The sequence below is a fragment of the Hahella sp. NS-SX17 genome (assembly GCF_057367735.1).
The window spans coordinates 1,110,288-1,129,453 of the sequence record NZ_CM170632.1; the positions used below are offsets into that span (position 1 = coordinate 1,110,288).

The 19,166-nt window shown below is 56.8% G+C and carries 15 protein-coding genes; 8 read left to right on the top strand and 7 right to left on the bottom strand.

Going from position 1 to position 19,166, the window contains the following annotated elements; all coding sequences use genetic code 11:
* Nucleotides 1-16: 16 nt before the first annotated feature.
* From AC2IBB_RS05075 to AC2IBB_RS05095, 5 genes are all read left to right on the top strand, one after another.
* The gene (locus AC2IBB_RS05075; RefSeq protein ID WP_486331819.1) at nucleotides 17-880 is read left to right on the top strand and encodes a DHH family phosphoesterase; all 864 of its coding nucleotides are present in this window, start codon (nucleotides 17-19) and stop codon (nucleotides 878-880) included.
* Nucleotides 877-1,473, top strand: a complete 597-nt coding sequence (locus tag AC2IBB_RS05080; RefSeq protein ID WP_486331820.1) for a DUF488 domain-containing protein — start codon at nucleotides 877-879, stop codon at nucleotides 1,471-1,473. Before AC2IBB_RS05075 ends, AC2IBB_RS05080 begins: the two co-directional genes overlap by 4 nt.
* Before the next feature lie 283 nt (nucleotides 1,474-1,756).
* A complete protein-coding gene (locus AC2IBB_RS05085; RefSeq protein ID WP_486331821.1) occupies nucleotides 1,757-6,058 on the top strand; it encodes a PAS domain S-box protein in 4,302 nt (1,433 codons plus the stop codon).
* Between the two features lie 52 nt (nucleotides 6,059-6,110).
* Complete coding sequence (locus tag AC2IBB_RS05090; protein WP_486331822.1) at nucleotides 6,111-6,431, top strand: hypothetical protein; 321 nt, start codon at nucleotides 6,111-6,113, stop codon at nucleotides 6,429-6,431.
* Nucleotides 6,432-6,577: 146 nt separating this feature from the next.
* Nucleotides 6,578-7,156 (top strand): hypothetical protein, encoded by a 579-nt coding sequence (locus AC2IBB_RS05095; protein ID WP_486331823.1) that lies wholly within the window; start codon nucleotides 6,578-6,580, stop codon nucleotides 7,154-7,156.
* Nucleotides 7,157-7,170: 14 nt separating this feature from the next.
* Here the strand turns inward: AC2IBB_RS05095 and AC2IBB_RS05100 are convergent, their stop codons facing one another.
* From AC2IBB_RS05100 to AC2IBB_RS05130, 7 genes are all read right to left on the bottom strand, one after another.
* Nucleotides 7,171-9,369 (bottom strand): YgiQ family radical SAM protein, encoded by a 2,199-nt coding sequence (locus tag AC2IBB_RS05100; RefSeq protein ID WP_486331824.1) that lies wholly within the window; start codon nucleotides 9,367-9,369, stop codon nucleotides 7,171-7,173.
* Between the two features lie 151 nt (nucleotides 9,370-9,520).
* Nucleotides 9,521-9,880 (bottom strand): Na+/H+ antiporter subunit G, encoded by a 360-nt coding sequence (locus AC2IBB_RS05105; RefSeq protein ID WP_486331825.1) that lies wholly within the window; start codon nucleotides 9,878-9,880, stop codon nucleotides 9,521-9,523.
* Nucleotides 9,881-9,908: 28 nt separating this feature from the next.
* Complete coding sequence (locus AC2IBB_RS05110) at nucleotides 9,909-10,178, bottom strand: K+/H+ antiporter subunit F (RefSeq protein WP_486331826.1); 270 nt, start codon at nucleotides 10,176-10,178, stop codon at nucleotides 9,909-9,911.
* On the bottom strand, nucleotides 10,172-10,675 hold the full coding sequence (locus AC2IBB_RS05115) for a Na+/H+ antiporter subunit E (RefSeq protein ID WP_486331827.1): 504 nt from the start codon (nucleotides 10,673-10,675) through the stop codon (nucleotides 10,172-10,174). The genes AC2IBB_RS05110 and AC2IBB_RS05115 overlap by 7 nt, the downstream gene beginning before the upstream one ends.
* Nucleotides 10,675-12,180 carry a monovalent cation/H+ antiporter subunit D gene (locus AC2IBB_RS05120; protein WP_486333924.1) on the bottom strand — a complete coding sequence of 502 codons (1,506 nt, stop codon included), beginning with the start codon at nucleotides 12,178-12,180 and terminating at the stop codon, nucleotides 10,675-10,677. Before AC2IBB_RS05120 ends, AC2IBB_RS05115 begins: the two co-directional genes overlap by 1 nt.
* Nucleotides 12,180-12,545 (bottom strand): Na+/H+ antiporter subunit C, encoded by a 366-nt coding sequence (locus AC2IBB_RS05125; protein ID WP_486331828.1) that lies wholly within the window; start codon nucleotides 12,543-12,545, stop codon nucleotides 12,180-12,182. Before AC2IBB_RS05125 ends, AC2IBB_RS05120 begins: the two co-directional genes overlap by 1 nt.
* Nucleotides 12,546-15,380, bottom strand: a complete 2,835-nt coding sequence (locus tag AC2IBB_RS05130) for a monovalent cation/H+ antiporter subunit A (RefSeq protein WP_486331829.1) — start codon at nucleotides 15,378-15,380, stop codon at nucleotides 12,546-12,548. It lies immediately after the preceding gene.
* Nucleotides 15,381-15,826: 446 nt separating this feature from the next.
* On the opposite strand from AC2IBB_RS05130, the gene AC2IBB_RS05135 reads away from it, so the two are divergent.
* From AC2IBB_RS05135 to AC2IBB_RS05145, 3 genes are all read left to right on the top strand, one after another.
* Nucleotides 15,827-16,294: a thioredoxin family protein gene (locus tag AC2IBB_RS05135; protein ID WP_486331830.1), complete on the top strand. Its 468-nt coding sequence runs from the start codon at nucleotides 15,827-15,829 to the stop codon at nucleotides 16,292-16,294.
* A gap of 129 nt (nucleotides 16,295-16,423) precedes the next feature.
* Nucleotides 16,424-17,152 carry a carbonic anhydrase gene (locus AC2IBB_RS05140; RefSeq protein WP_486331831.1) on the top strand — a complete coding sequence of 243 codons (729 nt, stop codon included), beginning with the start codon at nucleotides 16,424-16,426 and terminating at the stop codon, nucleotides 17,150-17,152.
* Nucleotides 17,153-17,420: 268 nt separating this feature from the next.
* On the top strand, nucleotides 17,421-19,088 hold the full coding sequence (locus AC2IBB_RS05145) for a lytic polysaccharide monooxygenase (RefSeq protein WP_486331832.1): 1,668 nt from the start codon (nucleotides 17,421-17,423) through the stop codon (nucleotides 19,086-19,088).
* The last annotated feature ends 78 nt before the right edge of the window (nucleotides 19,089-19,166 follow it).

Here is a 19,166-nt window from a genome sequence, read left to right on the forward strand (position 1 = left end):
TTAAGGTGAGCGATCGGTGACTCAGACTCTCGTAATTTATCATGGCAATTGCCTGGACGGCTTCGGCGCCGCTTATGCGGCGTATCGACGCCTGACGATGTTGGATAAACAGGACGCGGACTACTACGCCGCGACCCACGGCGAACCGCCGCCTGAATCCGCCGGCAAGCGTGTTTATCTGCTGGATTTCTGCTACAAGCGGGAAACTATGAAGCAACTGTGCGCCAGCGCCGACGCCGTGATTGTGTTGGATCATCATATCAGTGCTGCGGAAGACGTGGCGGGACTGGATCAGGAATGCCCGAATCTGAGTCTGACATTTGATATGAGCCGCTCCGGCGCGGTGATCGCCTGGGAGTATTTCCACGAAGAGCCGCCCCCTGCTTTGCTGGCCATGATTCAGGACCGGGACCTCTGGCAATGGCGCATCGCTGACAGCCGTGATGTCAACGCAGCGTTGATGTCTTACCCCAAGGACTTTGGGGTATGGGATGAGCTGGCCCAGTCCGGGGCCGCCCTGTCGCGCCTGGCCGACGAGGGACGCGCCATCAACCGTTTCCGCGAGCAGATGATCGAGTATTACAAAGGGCGGGCGGTGATGGGGGAAATCGCTGGCTACGCGGCGCCAATCGTTAATTGTCCTCTGGCGGTGACCAGCGAATTACTCAACGTGTTGGCGCAAGGTCATCCGTTCGCCGCTGGGTACAGTGATAAAGGCGGCAAGCGCGGCTGGTCGCTGCGATCTACGGAAGACGGCGTCAATGTGGCGGAAGTGGCGATGAAGTTTGGCGGTGGCGGGCATCCCCGCGCAGCAGGCTTTTCCACCCGTATTGATGAGCGCTGGCTGGTCCTGGAGCCATCGGAATCCAAAGCGGAATGAATACACCCCCGCCTCCCTTGTTCAGCATTGGTTACGCCACCAAGCCGATAGACGCCTTTATCGGGCAATTGCAGCGCCATCGTATCGACGTGGTGGCGGACGTACGCTCGGTTCCCTACAGTCGCGCCTTCCACGACTACAATCGGGAAACGCTGATCCAGCATCTCAAAAACCATGGTTTACGCTATGTCTACCTTGGCGAAGAACTGGGGCCGCGCTCCAAAGACCCGTCTCACTACGACGAAAGCCGACAGGTGCAGTTTGACCGTCTGATTCAATCTGATTTGTTTCAGAGTGGGGTGGGGAGACTCAAAGCCGGCCTGGACAAGGGCTTTCGCATCGTCCTGATGTGCGCGGAGAAAGACCCCGCCAGCTGCCACCGCAGCCTGCTGATCGCCTACGCCCTGCAAAGGGAAGGCATCTCCGTCAGACATATCTCCCATGATGGAGACATCGAGGCGCAGCCGGAACTGGAGAGTCGCCTGATGCAACTCACCGGCATTCAACCGGATATGCTGACTCCAGAGGAAGAGTGTCGCGACCTGGCCTATCGTAAATATTGTCAGGTCATGGCTTATCGTAAGCCGGAGTGAGGGCGTCTTATTTTGAATGCCTAATTCCCTGAGATGCGACACTGGCTTAAGGCTGGGGGTTATTCCATCCGCGTCGCAGATCGCCCTGGTCACTGGCCTGTCATCAGACAACGTGAGACTTAACACGAACCCGCGTAGTCCCGATTTTTCAGCTAATCTCTTATAGATGTAAACATGCGTTCGCCAGCGTATGGCGGCGCAGTGTCACCTTCTGGCTCGGGGAGGCGGCCGGCCATTGGCGCGGCGCTTGTCCGGGCTCGCCGGATTGGCGACAGGAGCTTGGATGTCAGGGAAATCCTCCTCAGCTCAATGGCGGTTCATTGCTGCGCTGATAGTGGTTGTCGGCGTCTGTCTGCTTGTGGTTTACGTCAGTATTGGCGTTGAGCGCCGCAGGATATACTCGGAAGTGGACGCCCTGATGCGGGGACAGGCTTCTTTCCGCGCGGAGAAAATTACTCAGCGCCTGGAAGGACTCTCCCACGATGTGCGTTTTCTGCTTTTCACTCCTCCTATTCAGGGCATCGTTCGCGCCACGGAAAACGATGGCTACGACGTTCGGGAAGACAGTTCTCTATCCCTTTGGCGACGACGGCTGAATACCATTTTCTCCGGTTATCTGGTCACTCATCCTGAAGTTACGCAGGTGCGATTTATTGGCGTGGCGAATGATGGCAAGGAAATTGTGCGCGTTGACCGCCTGGGCCAGCTCCCGGAGATCATCTCCGACGACGAGTTACAGACAAAGACTCATCGATACTACTTCCAGGAGGCTGTTCGAATACCGCCGGGTTCGATATATGTGTCTGATCTGAGCCTGAATCGTGAGTATGAAATGGTGCAGTGGCCCCATGTTCCGACATTGAGGGTGGCGACTCCTGTCGTCAATTCCGCTGGTTCCGTCTTTGGGGCTCTGGTGATCAATATCGATGCCGAGGCTATGTTCACTGACCTTACTGAGCAGACCCCGTCGGGATATCAAATTTATCTCACCAATCAGGAGGGCGACTTCTTGATTCATACCAATAGCAATAAAGTTTTCGGCTTTGACCTTGGGCAGCGTTTCCGGTGGGAGGACGAATTCAAGCTGATTCAGTTCGATTCAGAATTGTTCCGGAGCATGTCGCTGTATGAGGGGGAGGGCGGCGCGCAGCTTGCTGTCAGTCGTGAAGTCGCTTTGCAGGAAGGACAGCCGGATCGAAGTCTCAAACTGTACATCACATACCCTCAAGAGGCGGCGGAGAAGCGGGTGGGGCGGTCTGTCTCTAATATCATGCTGGCCATGTTGGGCGGCATGGCGGTAGTAGGAGGCTTTCTGTATCTCTATTGGTTGAACATGCGGCAAAAACAGCTGGTTAGCGTGGGACAGGCGCGGATGGCGGCGATTGTGGAAAGCGCGCAGGATGCGGTTTTAGGAATGGACCTGGACGGCGTGATCACCGATTGGAACCGTGGCGCAGAGCTGATGTTTGGTTATCGTCGTGACGAAGCGATCGGGCGCTTCGTGCAGAAACTTATCGTGCCTCCAGAGCGGGTGGCGGAAGAGACAAGTCTTTTGAGCATGATTGAAGACGGCGGCCCGGTTAAGCCCTTCAACACTCAGCGTAGATGCAAGGACGGGCGCACCGTGGAAGTATCGGTGTCGGTGTCGCCGATCAGGAATGCGGATGGAGAAATTGTCGGCGCCGCCAAGACGGTGCGAGATATCAGCCGGCAGATCTCCATAGAAAACCAGATTAGGGAGCTGAACGCGTCTTTAGAGCGTCAGGTAGAGGCGCGGACAGCGGAAATTCGACGCTATCTGGCGTTGCAGCAGGCTATTCTCAACAATGCGGGCAACGCGATCATTGCGACAGACCTGGAGGGCTTGATTACGCTATTTAACCCCGCTGCCGAGCGCATGCTGGGCTATCGCGCTGACGAAATGGTAGGCAAACGGACGCCGGCGGTTTTCCATTTACGTGAAGAAGTGGCGGCGAGGGCGCGGGAGTTCTCCGAAGAGTTAGGAGAAAAGCTGGCGCCGGGTTTTGACGTATTCATCGCCAAAACCAAGCGCGGACTCTCCAATGAGCATGAGTGGACCTACGTGCGCAAGGACGGGAGTCGTTTCCCTGTGCAGCTGTCAGTGACCGAACTGCAGGATGAAAACCATCGCGCCAGCGGCTATCTGGGCGTCGCGACGGATATTTCCCGGCAAGTGCAGGACCGGCGTAATCTGACCTCTATGCGTGATCAGCTGTTGAAAGCGGCGGAAGTCGCCGAGCTGGGGATCTGGACCTGGGACCTGGTGAGCGACTCGCTGACCTGGAACCGACAGATGTTCGAGATTTATCAGGTTCCCTACGAATTAAATAAAGCGGGTTTAAGTCACCGTCATTGGCGCAACGCGCTGCACCCCGAAGATGAAGCCGCCACGGCGGCCAAGCTCGATGCGGCGTTGGCGGGAGAAGGCGTTTATGACCCCATCTATCGCATAGTGCGCCCCAACGGCGAGGTGCGTTATGTGCAGGCCGCTGGGGTAGTGGAGTTCAACGACTTGGGCAAACCGATACTGGTGCTGGGAGTTAATCGAGACATTACAGAGCAGCGCGAATACGAGCAGCGTCTGCGTGAAGCCAAGGCCATGGCGGATAACGCCAGCAAGGCCAAGTCGGAGTTTCTGGCCAACATGAGCCACGAAATCCGCACCCCTATGAATGCAATACTGGGAATGGTCAATCTTCTCAAGCGTACGGACCTGGAAGAACGCCAGCGGGACTATGTGCACAAGGCGGAATCCTCCGCCCGCGCGTTGCTGGGCATTCTCAACGACATTCTGGATTTCTCCAAAATTGAAGCCGGCAAACTGACGCTGGACGTGGAGCCCTGCAGCCTGGATAAGTTGCTGCAGGATGTGGGCGTCATCATTACCGCCAACATCGGTGACAAACCCCTGGAAGTGTTGTTCGACATCGATCCGAAGATTCCTGACTGGCTGGAGCTGGATGGTCTGCGTTTACAGCAGATTCTGATTAATCTGGCGGGTAATGCCGTGAAGTTTACGGAGCAGGGGGAGGTAGAGATTTCCGTCCAACTGAAGTCCGCTGAAGAGGATCGACTGGGTTTGTCTTTCTCCGTGCGCGACACAGGTATTGGTATCTCTGCTGAGCAGCTGCAGCGTATCTTCGAAGGTTTTACCCAGGCGGAAGCCTCAACCGCCAGACGGTTTGGCGGTGCGGGTCTGGGGTTGGCGATCTGTCGGCGTTTGGTGAGGTTGATGGGCGGAGAGATTACGGCGGAAAGCAAAGAAGGCGAAGGCAGCGTGTTTCGCTTTTCCATTCTCTGCGCCAGGGCGCAAGCCAGGAGCGCGGCGAAGAAAACCTGCAGCCTGCCCAAAGAGCTATGTGTGCTGGTGGTGGATGATAACGCCAGTGCGAGAGAAGTGCTCAAAGGGATTATCGAATCCTTCGGCTGGAGCGCGGACATGGCGGTCAATGGTGAAGACGGCGTCGCCAGAGTATTGCAAGCGGCTGAACAGTCTTCACCCTACAACCTGGTGCTGATGGATTGGGTGATGCCCGGCCTGGATGGGTGGAGCGCCGCGGAGTTGATCAAAACGCAACATCCGGAAGGCCTGGCGCCGTTGATCATGATGGTGAGCGCGCAGACGCGGGACGAAATGGAGCGCCGCCGCCTCGTCTCGCCAAAGGTGATTGACGCATACCTCACCAAGCCGGTGACGGCGTCCATGATTCTCGATGCGGCGGCGGAGACCATTAACGCCGATCGCTCTCGACGCGCTGATGTCATATTGGTGGCCGGCAGGCGCCTGCATGGTATGTCGATACTTCTGGTGGAGGACAATCTGACTAATCAGCAGGTGGCGATGGAGCTGCTGCAAAGCGAAGGCGCCGGGGTGCAGATCGCGGCGGACGGTCTTGAGGCGGTTGCGGCGATTAAAAATGCCGAACCGATGTTTGACGTGGTGCTGATGGATATCCAGATGCCGGGTATGGACGGTTATACCGCCACGCGGGAGATTCGCGGCAAACTGAAAATGAACGCCCTTCCTATCATCGCGATGACCGCCAATGCGATGTCGTCGGACCGGGACGCCGCACTGTCTGCGGGAATGAACGATCACGTCGGCAAGCCTTTCGACTTTGACCATCTGCTCGAAGTGTTGATTAAACAGACGAATTGGGGGAGCGGAACCATGGCGGCTCCGTCGGAAGAGGCCGCCAGCGCCGACGATAGTAGCGGCGCTATCGATGCGGCGTCCGCCTTGGCGCGGATGAACGATAGCTGGGGGATATACTGCCGCGCCATTCAGTTATTTTTGCGCGACGCCCCCAAGTTGATGGAACTCTATCCGGCGCAGTGGCCGGAACAACCCGAAGAAACCCGGCGGCACTTTCACAGCCTCAAAGGCATGTCGTCCACCGTCGGGGCCAATGCTGTGTCAGCGATAGCGGCGGAACTGGAAACCCTGGTCAGGGGCGACCGCAATGACGCCCGCTATCAGGAACTGCTGGGGCTGCTGACGCTGAAGATGAAAGCGGTCTATGCGGAAGCGGAAGAACTGCTGCAGCGGCGAGAAGTCGGTTAAGGGTCTTTCGACTATGCTTAAGTCCTTTGAGTGGATAATGGAATCTAAAGCAATGAAAAGAATGGTCATAGGTATCGCGCTGACGGTGTTCGCGTTAGGCGTGCAAGCGGCGGAGCTGAGCAAGCAGGCTTTGCAGGGAAGCTGGTTGATTCTGTCCATGAACGGTGAGTCTGACGGCGAAAACGACAAGTGGGAGTTCGAGGGCGATAACTTCTATCAGAACCTGGGCGGACGACGTATTTCTCCCGACGCGTTCACGGTGAAAGAACAAACCATTGACCTGGGCTACGCCAAAATCAAAGTGTTGGATTTTGACGGCGACAGGATGACGGCGGATATGGCGGGCTTCACCTATGAACTTAAAAAGGAGTGAAGCCGTTTTATATAAGGAGGCCTGACAGCTAGCCTTCTCGGTTCGGCTCTGGCGGTCGTGGATCTATGTGCGCATAATGCCGCTCGGATTTAACCGAGCGGCTGTCGACGCACAGGACTAACCGCCGCCAGTAGCGCAGGGATCCTATGAACCTACGAGTATTGCTATTCACGCTTATCACCGGGCCGTTTTTTAGCGCGTTTTCCGTTGTTACGGTTTTCTTCGTAATCGGCGCGATTCAAGCTCCTGAGTCTTTCATAGATAAGGGCGTTGAAACACTGGGAATCTATTTAGGTTCTGTTTTCATATCCACCATTGTGGGTTATCTGGTGGCCTTTTGGGGCGTTGAAGAGCTGCCGCCAGGCATCTTCCCTCTTGTCGTCTATTCAGTCTTATTTTCAGCAGCAGTCTGTCGATATTTCCTGTGGGCCTACTTTAAGGAATATTCGAGAAAGACGGTGGTTTTGCATATTACGCTGATCAGCATGGTTGTCGCTTTGCTCGACTACGGCGTGTTTTTTCTGCTTTTTTCTCTGTCGCCTAAAATGGGTATCTTTATACCGTCTATGGTTCTGCCGACCAGCATTGTTCTGGGAGTTATCTGCGGTGTCTGGGAGAGCGCTAAAGAGAATCGTAAAGGGGCGAGAGAGGCGAGGAAGGAGAAAAAAGCACTGCGTCTGAGTATGGAAACAGGGGAAAAGCCTCAGGCGACGGATGTCATCTGAGGCTGTGTGATCGGTTATCGCCCCTTCGCCGGTGAACGTCCGGCCGGTTTACCGCGTTTAGGGCCTGCGCCCTGGCGGGGCGGCAGACCGGTGTGTTGCGTCAGAATCCGGCCTTTGCGCGGCTGTCCGCCTTGCGGGTTCAACTTGGAGCCGTACTTCTTGGCGCTGGGGTGATTCGCTGGCTGCGTTGGCGGCACCAGATGCTTTTTACCGTAGCCAATCAAGTGCGCTTTGCCCATACGCTGCAGGGCTTCTCTGAGCATGGGCCAGTTGTCTGGGTCGTGATAGCGCAGAAACGCCTTGTGCAGGCGGCGCTGCCGTTCGCCTTTCGGGATGTATACCTTGTCCGTCTTATAGTTGATGCGATGCAAGGGGTCGCGCTCTGAGTGATACATGGCGGTGGCGCTGGCCATGGGCGATGGATAGAACGCCTGCACCTGATCGGCGCGGAAGCCGTTTTCCTTCAGCCACATCGCCAGATTCAGCATGTCTTCATCCGTGGTGCCTGGGTGGGCGGCGATGAAGTAAGGAATCAGATACTGTTCTTTACCCGCTTCTTTGGAGAAGCGTTCGAACATCTCCTTGAACTTGTAGTAGGTGCCCATGCCTGGCTTCATCATTTTCGACAGGGGCGCTTCCTCAGAATGCTCCGGTGCGATTTTCAGATAGCCGCCGACATGGTGAGTCACCAGCTCGCGCACGTATTCAGGATCTTCCACCGCCAGGTCATAGCGTAAGCCTGAGGCGATCATCACCCGCTTCACGCCGGGAAGTGCACGTGCGCGGCGATATAGCTGAGTGGTCTCCGAGTGATCGGTTTTCAGGTTTTTACAGATCGTCGGATAGACGCAGGACAGACGACGACAGTTGGCGTGAATCTCCTCGCTCTTACAGTTGAGGTGATACATATTGGCGGTAGGACCGCCCAGGTCCGAGATAGTGCCAGTGAAGCCGGGGGTCTTGTCGCGAATATTCTCGATCTCGCGGATGACGGAATCCTGGGAACGGCTTTGAATCCAGCGCCCCTCATGTTCGGTGATGGAGCAGAACGAACAGCCGCCGAAACAGCCGCGCATGATGTTCACGGAGAAGCGGATCATGTCGTAAGCGGGAATACGCGCCTTGCCGTACGCCGGGTGAGGAATGCGCTGGAAAGGCAATTCGAATACGTCATCCAGTTCCTTGGTCTGTAGCGGAATCGCCGGCGGGTTCATCCACAGGTAACGGTCGCCATGCTTCTGCGCCAGCGTATGGGCGTTGGCCGGGTTGGTTTCCAGGTGCAGCACGCGGGACGTATGCGCGTACAGAACAGGGTCGTTGCGTACTTTCTCGTAGGAGGGCAGTTGAATAAAGCGCTTGTGGCCGCCGCTGGGAGGCAGAATATGCACGACTTGCTCTTCCGGTTCATTAGCGACGGCCTGCTTGGAGCCGCAGCCTTCTTCCGTTCCTTCCTCATTGGCGTACACATAGGGGTTGGGCAGCGGATCGACTCTACCGGGTTTGTCGATGCGGGTGGAGTCTTTCATTTCCCAGTCATGGGGCAACTCAGACAATACGCAGGCTGTGCCGCGAATATTGGTCATGTCTTTCATGTGCTCGCCGGCGGCGGCGCGATGAGCGATCTCCACTACTGCTCTTTCCGCGTTGCCGTAAACCAGCAGGTCGGCTTTGGAGTCGAACAGAACCGAACGGCGTACTTTGTCCGACCAGTAATCATAATGAGCGATGCGGCGCAGACTGGCCTCAATGCCGCCGACCAGCACCGGCACGTCACTGTAAGCTTCTTTACAGCGCTGGGTATACACCAGTACGGCGCGGTCTGGACGTTTGCCGCCTTCGTTATTGGGCGTGTAGGCGTCGTCGTGGCGCAGTTTACGGTCTGCAGTGTAGCGGTTGATCATGGAGTCCATATTGCCGGCGGACACCGCGTAGAACAGGTTGGGTTTGCCCAGCGCCATGAAGGCGTCTTTCGAGGACCAGTCCGGTTGTGCAATGATGCCAACGCGAAAGCCGTGGGACTCCCACAAACGCCCGATCACCGCCATGCCGAAGCTGGGATGATCGACGTAAGCGTCGCCGCTGATGATGATAATGTCGCAGCTGTCCCAGCCCTGCGCCTCCATTTCCTTGCGCGACATCGGCAGAAATTCCGCCGTGCCGAAGCATTCAGCCCAATAGCGTTGATAGGAAAACAGAGGACGCGCCGCGTGCATAGAAAGTTCACCGGGAGAATTGATTAAAAAATGGCCGAGTATTTTACTCGATTATTTCGGTGGACGCGATAGCGAAGACCCGGCGCGAAGAAGAATTCCCCTTCGGCCGGATATGATTGCGTCTTTAATGGGTCGTATTTCCGAGTTTCTTTTACTCAGGCGGCAGGCGTTTGCGAATTCTTTCCGTCAGTGCTTGATTATGCGTATTAGGCGCGGATTTCTGTCGCTGATGCAGGGCCACTTTCGCCAGCATATGGGCGGTGACCGGGGCGGTGATCATCACAAACAAGGTAATCAACAGCTCATGGGCGGAAAGGCTTTGCTCGCGCACGCTGAACGCGATAATGGAGGCGATCAGCAGTGATCCCATGCCAATCGTTGCGGCCAGCGTCGGCGCATGCAAGCGGGTGTAGAAATCGCGCAATTTCAGTACGCCAATGGAGCCTAGCAGGGCGAAGAGCCCTCCAAGGAGAACCAGGGCGCAAACAATCAGTTCTACTGTAAAACTCATATCAGTGCTCTCACTAGCCTTTCAGGCCTCATTCGATAATGTCGCCGCGCAAGAGAAACTTGCATAGCGCCGCCGTACTGGCGAAGCCCAGCATCGCCACCAGCAATGCGGCTTCGAAGAACAGGGCGGCGCCCTGCCAGAGCCCGAACAGGACGATCAAAGCCATACTGTTGAGGTACATGGTTTCCAGGGCCAGAATTCGGTCGGCGGATTCCGGGCCCAGCAGCAGGCGCCAGAGGTTCAGCAGCATAGCGACGGACACCATGCCGATCGCGATTTGCAGAGCCAGATTCAACATTTGAATATCTCCTTCAAGGCGGCTTCGTAGCGGCCTTTGATATGCGCGATAAGCTCCGCCTCGTCGTCCAGTTGCAGGGTATGGATGTAAAGCCAGAGTTTATCCTCGGACACTTCCACGCTGACTGTGCCGGGGGTCAGCGAAATGGTGCCGGCGAGAATGGAGACCGGCAATGGCTCATGCAACGCCAGAGGCACGGCCACGAAGGCGGGTTGTAAGCGTCGGTTCGGTCCCATGATCAGTACGGCGACGCGGAAATTATCGCGAATGATGTCGCCAAGCACGCGCAGAACGTAGCCCACCGCCAGCAGGGGCCGTTTTATCGTGGGCTGAGGATCGCCAAGTCTGGCGGTCAGTCGCGGAATGGCGATGGCTAAAAAGCCGCCCAGAACCAAGTGACCTGGGGCCGCGCTGTTATTGAGCATCAACCAGGAGACAAACAACAGCAGGCTGAGCCAGGGAGAAGGAAACCAGAACATGAGCAGTCTGTTAGCCATCAGGAACCTCCTTGCTGCATCAGCCCGCCCAGGGCGGCGGAGTTGTGCAACTGCATTGCGGCGGCGTTAGCAAATTCGGTTATGGGGCCGCCGAACACCACCAATAACGGCGAGGCCGCCAACAACAGGTAAACCGCGAGCATCCGCAACATCGGCGTTGGTTCTGCGACGGGAGAGTCGTCACTGTGGCGCCAGAATAGAGAGGAGCCTGCGCGCGACAGAGCGATGATCGCCGCCAGCCCGCTGACCAATACCGCAGGCCAGATGAAACTGGCCTCCAAAGGGCCTTCAGTGGCCTGCAGCAGCAGCACTTTGCCGACAAAGCCCGATAGTGGCGGGGCGCCGGCGACGGCCACGGCGGCGATCACAAAGGCGACGCCCAGAGCCAGCGGGCGCTGCATGCGCCGGGTGGCGACGAAACGATCTTCCGCTTTGCCGCGTTGACGGCCGATCATATCGGCCAACAGGAACAAGGCGCCGGTAACCAGCGTGGTGTGAATGGTGTAATACAGCGCCGCTGCGGTAGCGTCGGCGCGTTGCAGAGCAATGGCGGTTAGCAGAATACCCATGGAGACCAGCGTCAGATTAGCGGTCAATGCACGCAGGCTGGGGCTGGCGAGCGCGCCGATGGAACCGATGACCAGCGTCATTAAAGCCAGAGGCTGCAGCCAGGGGGTGGCGATTTCAGCCAGCGCCCCGGCGCCGACGCCAAAAATTGTCGTGTGAATGCGCAATATGCTGTACGCCCCCACTTTGGTCATGATGGCGAACAGAGCCGCCACGGGCGCCGATGCGGAAGAATAGGAGCGCGGCAACCAGAAATAGAACGGCAGCAACGCAGCCTTGAGTCCGAAAACAGCCAGTAATAACAGCCCGCCCGCTTTCGCCAGCGGCTGTTCTTCCGGCCCCAGCAGTGTGGCTTTGACCGCCATATCCGCGATATTGAGCGTACCCAGCACGCCGTAAAGCGTTCCCAATGCGAACAGAAACAGGCAGGAGCCGACCAGATTGAGAATTACGTAATGCACCGCCGCTCGGGTTTTCTGCTTGCCGCCGCCGTGGATCAGCAACGCATAGGAAGCGATGAGCAAGACTTCAAAGAACACAAACAGATTGAAGATGTCGCCAGTGAGAAATGCGCCGTTGACGCCCATCAGCTGCAACATGAACAGCGGATGGAAGTACATGCCTTTGTTGTCGTCGCCAGCGCAGGCGTACAGCAGGGCGCCTAATCCTAACAACGACGTGAGCAAGGTCAGCAGTGCGGAAATGCGGTCCGCCACTAACACAATGCCGAACGGCGACGGCCAGTCTCCCAGTGCGTAGGTCAACGCGCCGTCCAGATGGGTCCGCTGCAACAAGATAATGGCGACGGCGATCAACGCCAGATTCACCGCGACCGCGACGATTCTTTGTCTGGGAAGAGAGTGGCAGATCGGCGGCAGTAATAACAGTACGCCCGCCAGTAGGGGGATGACGACAGGAAGTATCGGCAAATGCTGCATCATCCTTTTCTCCCCGTACGCCTTTGCACCACAGACGGTTCGGAGGGAATGCGGCCGTCCACGTGATCATTGCCCAGATCCGCCCGTGAACGCATCGCCAGTATGACCAGAAAGGCGGTCATGGCGAAACCGATGACGATAGCGGTCAGCACCAATGCCTGAGGCAAAGGGTCGCCATACTTGTCTGTCGCCCCCAAAACCGCTGCGCCGTAAAGGGTAAGGCGTCCGCTGGCGAACAGGAACAGGTTGACGGCGTAGGACAACAGCGTCAGTCCCAGCACCACAGAAAAAGTGCGTCCGCGCAGGCATAAGAATACGCCGCAGGCCGTCAGCAGGCCGACACAGAATGCGTAAACGCCTTCCATTTATAACTCCTCTTTGTGATGCGTCGCCGGCGCGCGCGGGGCGTCGCCGTTTTCATAAGCCGGGCGTTCGCTGGTGGTGAGTTTGCCCAGGTTCGCCAGGATCAACATGGCGGCCCCCACTACCGTCAGATAGACGCCAAGATCAAACAGCATGGCGCTGGCGAGCTCGAAGTCGCCAATCCAGGGCAAGTGGAAATGATCGAACCAGCTGGTCAGGAAGGGGCGCTCAAATAACCATGCGCCGGCTCCGGTGAGGGCGGCCAGCAGTATGCCCCCGGCGATCAGGGCCTGATAGTTGATGCGCACGCGGTGCTTGATCCAGTCCACCCCATGAGCGATGTACTGCTGAATGATCGCCACCGCGGTAATCAGGCCGGCAATGAAGCCGCCGCCGGGGAGGTTATGCCCGCGCAGCAGAATATAAACGGACACCAGCAAAGCCAGAGGCAGCAGGTTTTGCGACACTAAGGCGAGGATCATCGGATGGCGGTCCTGACTCCAGGGGCGGCCGCTTTCATCGCTCGCAGGCATATATATGCGCATTCCTGCGATCAGCTTGTAGATGCCCAGAGCGGCGATGCCCAGCACGGTGATTTCTCCCAGGGTGTCGAAGCCGCGGAAGTCCACCAGAATGACGTTCACGACATTGTCGCCGCCGCCTCCGGTTTTGCTGTGGGTCAGGTAGTAATCTGAAATGCTCTGCAGCGGCCGGGTCATCAGCGCGTAACTGATGCTGCCCACTACGCCGCCAATCAGCGCCGCCAAACTGAGGTCGCGGGTCAGTCGATTGGGACTGGACTCTTTAAGCGAGGATTGCGGCAGGAAAAACAGGGCCAGCATCAACAGAATGACGGTAATGATCTCAACGGACAGCTGCGTCAACGCCAGATCAGGCGCCGAAAAGTAGGCGAAGGCGATGGAGACGATCAGCCCCGTCACTGACAGCGACAGCAGCGCGACAAACCGACGCCGCGCCCATATTACGGTCGCCACGGCGCTCAGGCTGAGGAGTATGGCGCCGACCAGCACTACGCCATTGAGTTCAATCTGCGGCCGGGAGCCGGCGCTGTGATGCAAGTCCAGCAATGGGCCCGCCATGAATAACAGCGCAAACAGCAGCAACAGGAATACATAGCGTTGCAGGGAGCCGTTTTCCAGTACGTCGATGCAGCGTTCGCACTGTCTGGATATGTATTGCACTACCCCCTCGAAAGTCTGCTTGGCGTCGCGCTGCGGGAATTGCGCGTGAAACTGGAACAACGTGCGGCGGTTGTAGTAGATGTAGAGACCGCCGCCCATAGCGGCGAAGCTCATCAACATGGGAATATTGAAGCCGTGCCAGATGGCGAGGCTATAATCCGGCAGGCGTCCGTTCAGCACCGCCGCTGAGGCGGCGTTGAGCAGATCGTTGACGACATAGTTGGGAAACACGCCCACCAACAGACAGAGCGCCACCAGAATCTCCACCGGCACTTTCATATAGCGAGGCGGCTCGTGGGGCGTTCTCGGGAGGTCGATGGGCTCGCCGTTGAAAAAGACGTCGTGAATGAAACGCAGCGAATAGGCCACGGAGAAAGCGCCGCCGACTGTCGCCAGCACAGGGATAACCCAGGACAGTCCGCCCAGAGTGCTTTGGTCCAGGGTTTCCGCAAAGAACATTTCTTTGGACAGGAATCCGTTCAGCAGCGGTACGCCCGCCATGGAAGACGCCGCCACCATCGCCAGCGCCGCCGTATGCGGCATGTATTTCCACAGGCCGTTGAGTTTGCGCATGTCGCGGGAGCCGGACTCATGGTCGATGATCCCCGCCGCCATAAACAGCGACGCCTTAAACGTGGCGTGATTGATAATATGAAACACCGCCGCCACCGCCGCCAGACGGGTGTTCATGCCCAGCAGCAAGGTGATCAATCCGAGGTGGCTGATGGTGGAGTACGCCAGCAGGCCTTTCAGGTCGTGTTGAAACAGGGCTGTGAAGGCGCCGTAGAGCAGTGTGATCAAGCCTGTCATGCTCACCGCGAGGAACCACATATCGGTGCCGGACATGGCCGGGTACATGCGCGCCAACAGGAAAATACCGGCTTTCACCATAGTCGCGGAGTGCAGATACGCGCTGACTGGCGTCGGCGCGGCCATGGCGTGAGGCAGCCAGAAATGGAAAGGAAACTGAGCGGATTTAGTAAATGCGCCCAGCAGCAGTAAAATCAGAGCCACGGGGTAGGCGGGATGCGTCTTGATCAGTGCGCCATTGGCTAACACGGTGTCCAGACTGTAGTCGCCGACGATATGCCCTATCAGCAAAAGCCCCGCCAGCAAAGCAAGCCCGCCCGCGCCCGTGATGGCCAGCGCCATGCGCGCGCCTTTGCGCGCTTCGCTTTTATGAGACCAGAAACTGATCAGCAGGAATGAGCTGATGCTGGTGAGTTCCCAAAAAATCCAGAGCTGCAGCAGGTTATTGGATAAAACGATGCCGAGCATCGCCGTCATGAACAGGAGCAGGTAGGAATAGAACCTTCCCATGTTTTCCTGTTCTGAAAGGTAGTAGCGCGCGTACAGTATCACCAACAGGCCGATAATCAGTATCAGCAGGCAGAACAACAGACCTAGCCCATCAAGCCGGAAAGACAGTTGCAGCCCGATGGCGGGTATCCAGTCCAGGGTGAAGCGCAACGTCTCACCGTCCAGCACGGCCTGCGCCTGGATCAGGACGTAAACCAGCGCCCAGGCGGGGAATAACGCGACGGAGAGCGCCAGGGCGCTACGGCCCGAGCGTCCGGAGAATAGAGGAACCAACGCCCCCAACAGGGGCGCGAGAGGGATTAAATACAAACTCATCCGCAGACGTACTCCTTTGTTTTTTCTACCCGTCGGCATGGCGAGGAGCTTCCTGACGGGGCTATACACTATAAAGGTCTGACTGCAAAAGGGAATCCTCAAGGCAGGATTATAGTATCTCCGGCGCTTTGGGACGGGGTCGCGGCGAAAAAATCGTCAATATGTTGGAAATCCAGGCGTCGCAGAGAACGTTTTTTATACTGTTTATCAGACAGACAAATACTCTTCAGGCAGACAAAACCTCACCAGGCACACAGATCCTGCGCATGTCAGGCCCTGTCTCCCACGACTAGCCGCCGCGCAGGCGCACCCCTGTGTCTGGTGAATAACATGACAATTCTGTCTCCATGATATTAATATTTCCCGCCAGCGCAGCATTGTCTCTCTGTGTCTTATAAAGCTGCCTGTAATCGTTAACCGCCATGAATCATTTCAAGGAGAAAAACATGAATGGATTGATCAGGATCTGCGTCTGTCTGATGTTGGGTCTGCTGTCTTTCACCACCGCCGCAGGCCCTTTGCCCTATGATGAAAACGCCGACGCCAAACGCGATATTCAGGCGGCGCGATCCGCCGCGAGCGAGGATCATAAACTGATTCTGCTGACCTTCGGGGCTAACTGGTGCCCCGATTGTCGCGTCTTCGACGAGGCCATGCAGGATGCTGAAATCGCCGCTTTGGTCAGCAAACACTTCAAGGTTGTAAAAGTCGATATCGGCGACTGGGACAAGAACCTGGATATTGTCGAGAACTATGGCAACCCCATAGAAAAAGGCATCCCCTCAATTGTGGTTACTGATAACGACGACAAAGTGCTGTTCGCCACCCGGGGCGGGCAACTGGCGACGGCGCGCAGCATGGGGAAAGACAAGTTTATTGAGTTCTTTGAGTTTTTGGCCACGTTGAAGCAGTGAGCGTTTCGTCTTGTGGGTTGTCAGCGGGCGTCGAAACGGGTAAATATGTTTTTAAAACAATAATGAGCCAGAAAACAACAAGTTAGATGGTGTCTGGTTGCATATTTTTGTCAACGAGGAGAAAGGCATATGATCAGACGTCTGATATGGGTATTGGCCGGCGTGACCGCGTGTGGGCAGGCATGGTCCAGTAGTGAAACGCATTGGGGTTATGACGCGCCTGAGCGCTGGGGAGAATTGAAGCCGGAATACGCCACTTGTTCCGCTGGGAAGAACCAGTCGCCAGTGGACATTACTGGTCTTATCAAAGGCGAGTTGCCCGCTGTGGATATGCGCTACAACAGTGGCGGTCATGAGGTCATTAACAATGGCCATACTATTCAGGTGAATTACAAGCCGGGCAGTAAAGCCCGCGTGGAAGGAGGGGAATTCGAACTCAAGCAGTTTCATTTTCATTCTCCCAGCGAGAATACGGTGAATGGCGAGAGCTTCCCGCTGGAGGCGCACTTTGTGCACGCCAATGACAAAGGCGAGCTGGCGGTGCTTTCCGTGCTGTACAAAGAGGGCGAACACAACGAGCATCTGGCGAAAGTCTGGGAACATATGCCGACTGAGGCTGGTAGCTCCAAGGCGTTGCCGACGGACGTCAACGCTGGCGATATGGTGTCGGCGAACGCCGGCTACTATCGTTTTAACGGTTCGCTGACGACGCCGCCCTGTTCCGAGGGCGTGCGCTGGTTGGTGATGAAGGAATCTCGCACGGCTTCCAAAGAGCAGATCAACCAGTTTGTGGAAACCATGGGGGGCCCCACCAATCGTCCCGTACAAGGCGTGAACGCGCGCATCATTCTGCATTAATCGTTATCTCCGCGCAGGCTCTATGATGGGGCCTGCTTTTCCGTCATGTTTTTCTGCGGCTGACGGCAGCCAAAAGCAAGCACTTATACGCGCCGTTCAACCTTTCTTCATAGCTCAACCCATTTTTCTAGGGCGTATGGGGGATTTACCCGTCCCGTGCGAACTCGGATTATGAAAACGTATTCATAAATTGAATGCTATGCTTTTTAATAGAGCGCGAGACACGCGCCCAATACCGCCAAGTAATGAGTTTATGGAAGGAACAGCAATGAACAGAACCTATCGATCCGTTTGCGCCGGCGCATTGCTGGCGTGTCTGGCCGGCGGCGTCAACGCCCATGGCCTTATCGAAGATCCTCCCTCCCGCAACTGGTATTGCGGGGCGGTGACCAAGCCTGATGAAATCGACAATGGAACGGCTGAATACGAAGAATGTCGCGGCGCTTTCGCCCAGGACCCTATAGGCGGCTATCAGTTCATGAGCGTGTTGACTCACGCACAGGGGCGCGCTGTGGTGGACCCGTTGCCCGAGCACGTCTGTGGTTTCGGCAGCGAGACCTGGCAGGGCGGCGCCACGCCTTGGGACAGCGCGATTGACTGGCCTGTCTCCCACTTGAGTCCAGGCCCGAAAACCTTTACCTGGAATATCTCCTGGGGCCCCCATTTTGATGACACGGAAGAATTCCGCTACTGGATCACCAAACCAGGGTTCCAGTTTCAAGCCGGACGTTCCTTAACCTGGGATGACTTTGAAGAAGAGGCGTTCTGCGTTCTGAACTATGACGACAAAAACCCGGACGCCAATCCCAATGTTGAGCCGGACAAAGGTAACGCGCGTTTCCGTACGACTTGCGACATTCCAGAGCGTAGCGGACGGCATGTGATATATGGCGAGTGGGGGCGTAATCAATACACTTTTGAGCGCTTCCATGGATGTGTTGATGTGATGTTTGATGGGAGCGACCCTGGTGATGGTGAAAACGTTTTCGCAAAAATCGATCTGACCCCTGATGTCAGCGAGTTCACCGGAGCAGGGGAGTTGCGTCTGGATGCTGGCGAATCTCAAGGCGAAGGCCTGTCTTATCAATGGAGCGTATCGTCACAGAATCCAGGGCTTTATGAGCTGGAGGGGGCCAGTCAGAAGGTCGCCACCTTGCGTCTGGCTAATCCGGAAACCGCAGGTCGCGTGACTATTTCTCTGCATGTGAGCAATACCGACGAAAGTGATGACGCCAATGTCGCCATCACCCACTTGCCGGCAGGCTCATCCCCCTGGCTGGACTTGGGCGCGCTCACTGCGCAGCCAGTGAATCTGGCCGCAGGCGATAAGGTCAGCGTGCGTGTGGTGCTGCAGGATGGACGCGACCTCTATTACCCGGCGCAACCACTGACTCTGGGGGAAGCGGACTCCGCAGCGACGGAATGGCCTTATGCGCTGGCGCAGGCGATCAACGCGACGGCGCAGGAGGTTAAGGTAGGCGTCGCGGATGCGGAGGGCGCGGTGACTCCAGTGCGCGATGCGGTGGCGAACAAGATGTATGCGAAAACGGATGCAGGGGTGGCGAACGCATACCTGCAGGTGAAGAAAGGCGGCGATGAGCCGGCGGCGGACTGCTCGGTCGATTACGATCTGGTGAATGAATGGGACGGTGGATTCCATACCGTGGTGACCATCACCAATAACAGCGATGAACCCGTGCGTGGATACGAGCTGGCCTGGACCCTTGGGTCAGGCGAAACCTTCGACTATGGCTGGAACGCTAACTTCAGCGCAGATGGCGCTGGGGTGACCGCAGCGGTTCCAGCGACGCAATGGAATGGAACCTTGGCCGCCAACGGCGGAACCTCCACCTTCGGCTTCATTGGTAAAAAAGGCTCCGCTCCCGCCAATATGCCTGCGAGCATCAAGCTTAACGGGACTGAATGCGGGCAGTAGCCTCTCAACCGCCAATGCCTCGCTGATATCAGAGGCATTGGCTTTACTCGAAAAGCAGACTTTCCGATAGGTCGCGAA

Bases quoted from the DNA above. Each gene is read 5' to 3' on its own strand.
- AC2IBB_RS05080 (WP_486331820.1), top strand. From the start codon at position 877: ATGAATACACCCCCGCCTCCCTTGTTCAGCATTGGTTACGCCACCAAG.
- AC2IBB_RS05085 (WP_486331821.1), top strand. From the start codon at position 1,757: ATGTCAGGGAAATCCTCCTCAGCTCAATGGCGGTTCATTGCTGCGCTG.
- AC2IBB_RS05090 (WP_486331822.1), top strand. From the start codon at position 6,111: ATGAAAAGAATGGTCATAGGTATCGCGCTGACGGTGTTCGCGTTAGGC.
- AC2IBB_RS05095 (WP_486331823.1), top strand. From the start codon at position 6,578: ATGAACCTACGAGTATTGCTATTCACGCTTATCACCGGGCCGTTTTTT.
- AC2IBB_RS05100 (WP_486331824.1), bottom strand. From the start codon at position 9,369: ATGCACGCGGCGCGTCCTCTGTTTTCCTATCAACGCTATTGGGCTGAA.
- AC2IBB_RS05105 (WP_486331825.1), bottom strand. From the start codon at position 9,880: ATGAGTTTTACAGTAGAACTGATTGTTTGCGCCCTGGTTCTCCTTGGA.
- AC2IBB_RS05110 (WP_486331826.1), bottom strand. From the start codon at position 10,178: ATGTTGAATCTGGCTCTGCAAATCGCGATCGGCATGGTGTCCGTCGCT.
- AC2IBB_RS05115 (WP_486331827.1), bottom strand. From the start codon at position 10,675: ATGGCTAACAGACTGCTCATGTTCTGGTTTCCTTCTCCCTGGCTCAGC.
- AC2IBB_RS05120 (WP_486333924.1), bottom strand. From the start codon at position 12,180: ATGCAGCATTTGCCGATACTTCCTGTCGTCATCCCCCTACTGGCGGGC.
- AC2IBB_RS05125 (WP_486331828.1), bottom strand. From the start codon at position 12,545: ATGGAAGGCGTTTACGCATTCTGTGTCGGCCTGCTGACGGCCTGCGGC.
- AC2IBB_RS05130 (WP_486331829.1), bottom strand. From the start codon at position 15,380: ATGAGTTTGTATTTAATCCCTCTCGCGCCCCTGTTGGGGGCGTTGGTT.
- AC2IBB_RS05135 (WP_486331830.1), top strand. From the start codon at position 15,827: ATGAATGGATTGATCAGGATCTGCGTCTGTCTGATGTTGGGTCTGCTG.
- AC2IBB_RS05140 (WP_486331831.1), top strand. From the start codon at position 16,424: ATGATCAGACGTCTGATATGGGTATTGGCCGGCGTGACCGCGTGTGGG.
- AC2IBB_RS05145 (WP_486331832.1), top strand. From the start codon at position 17,421: ATGAACAGAACCTATCGATCCGTTTGCGCCGGCGCATTGCTGGCGTGT.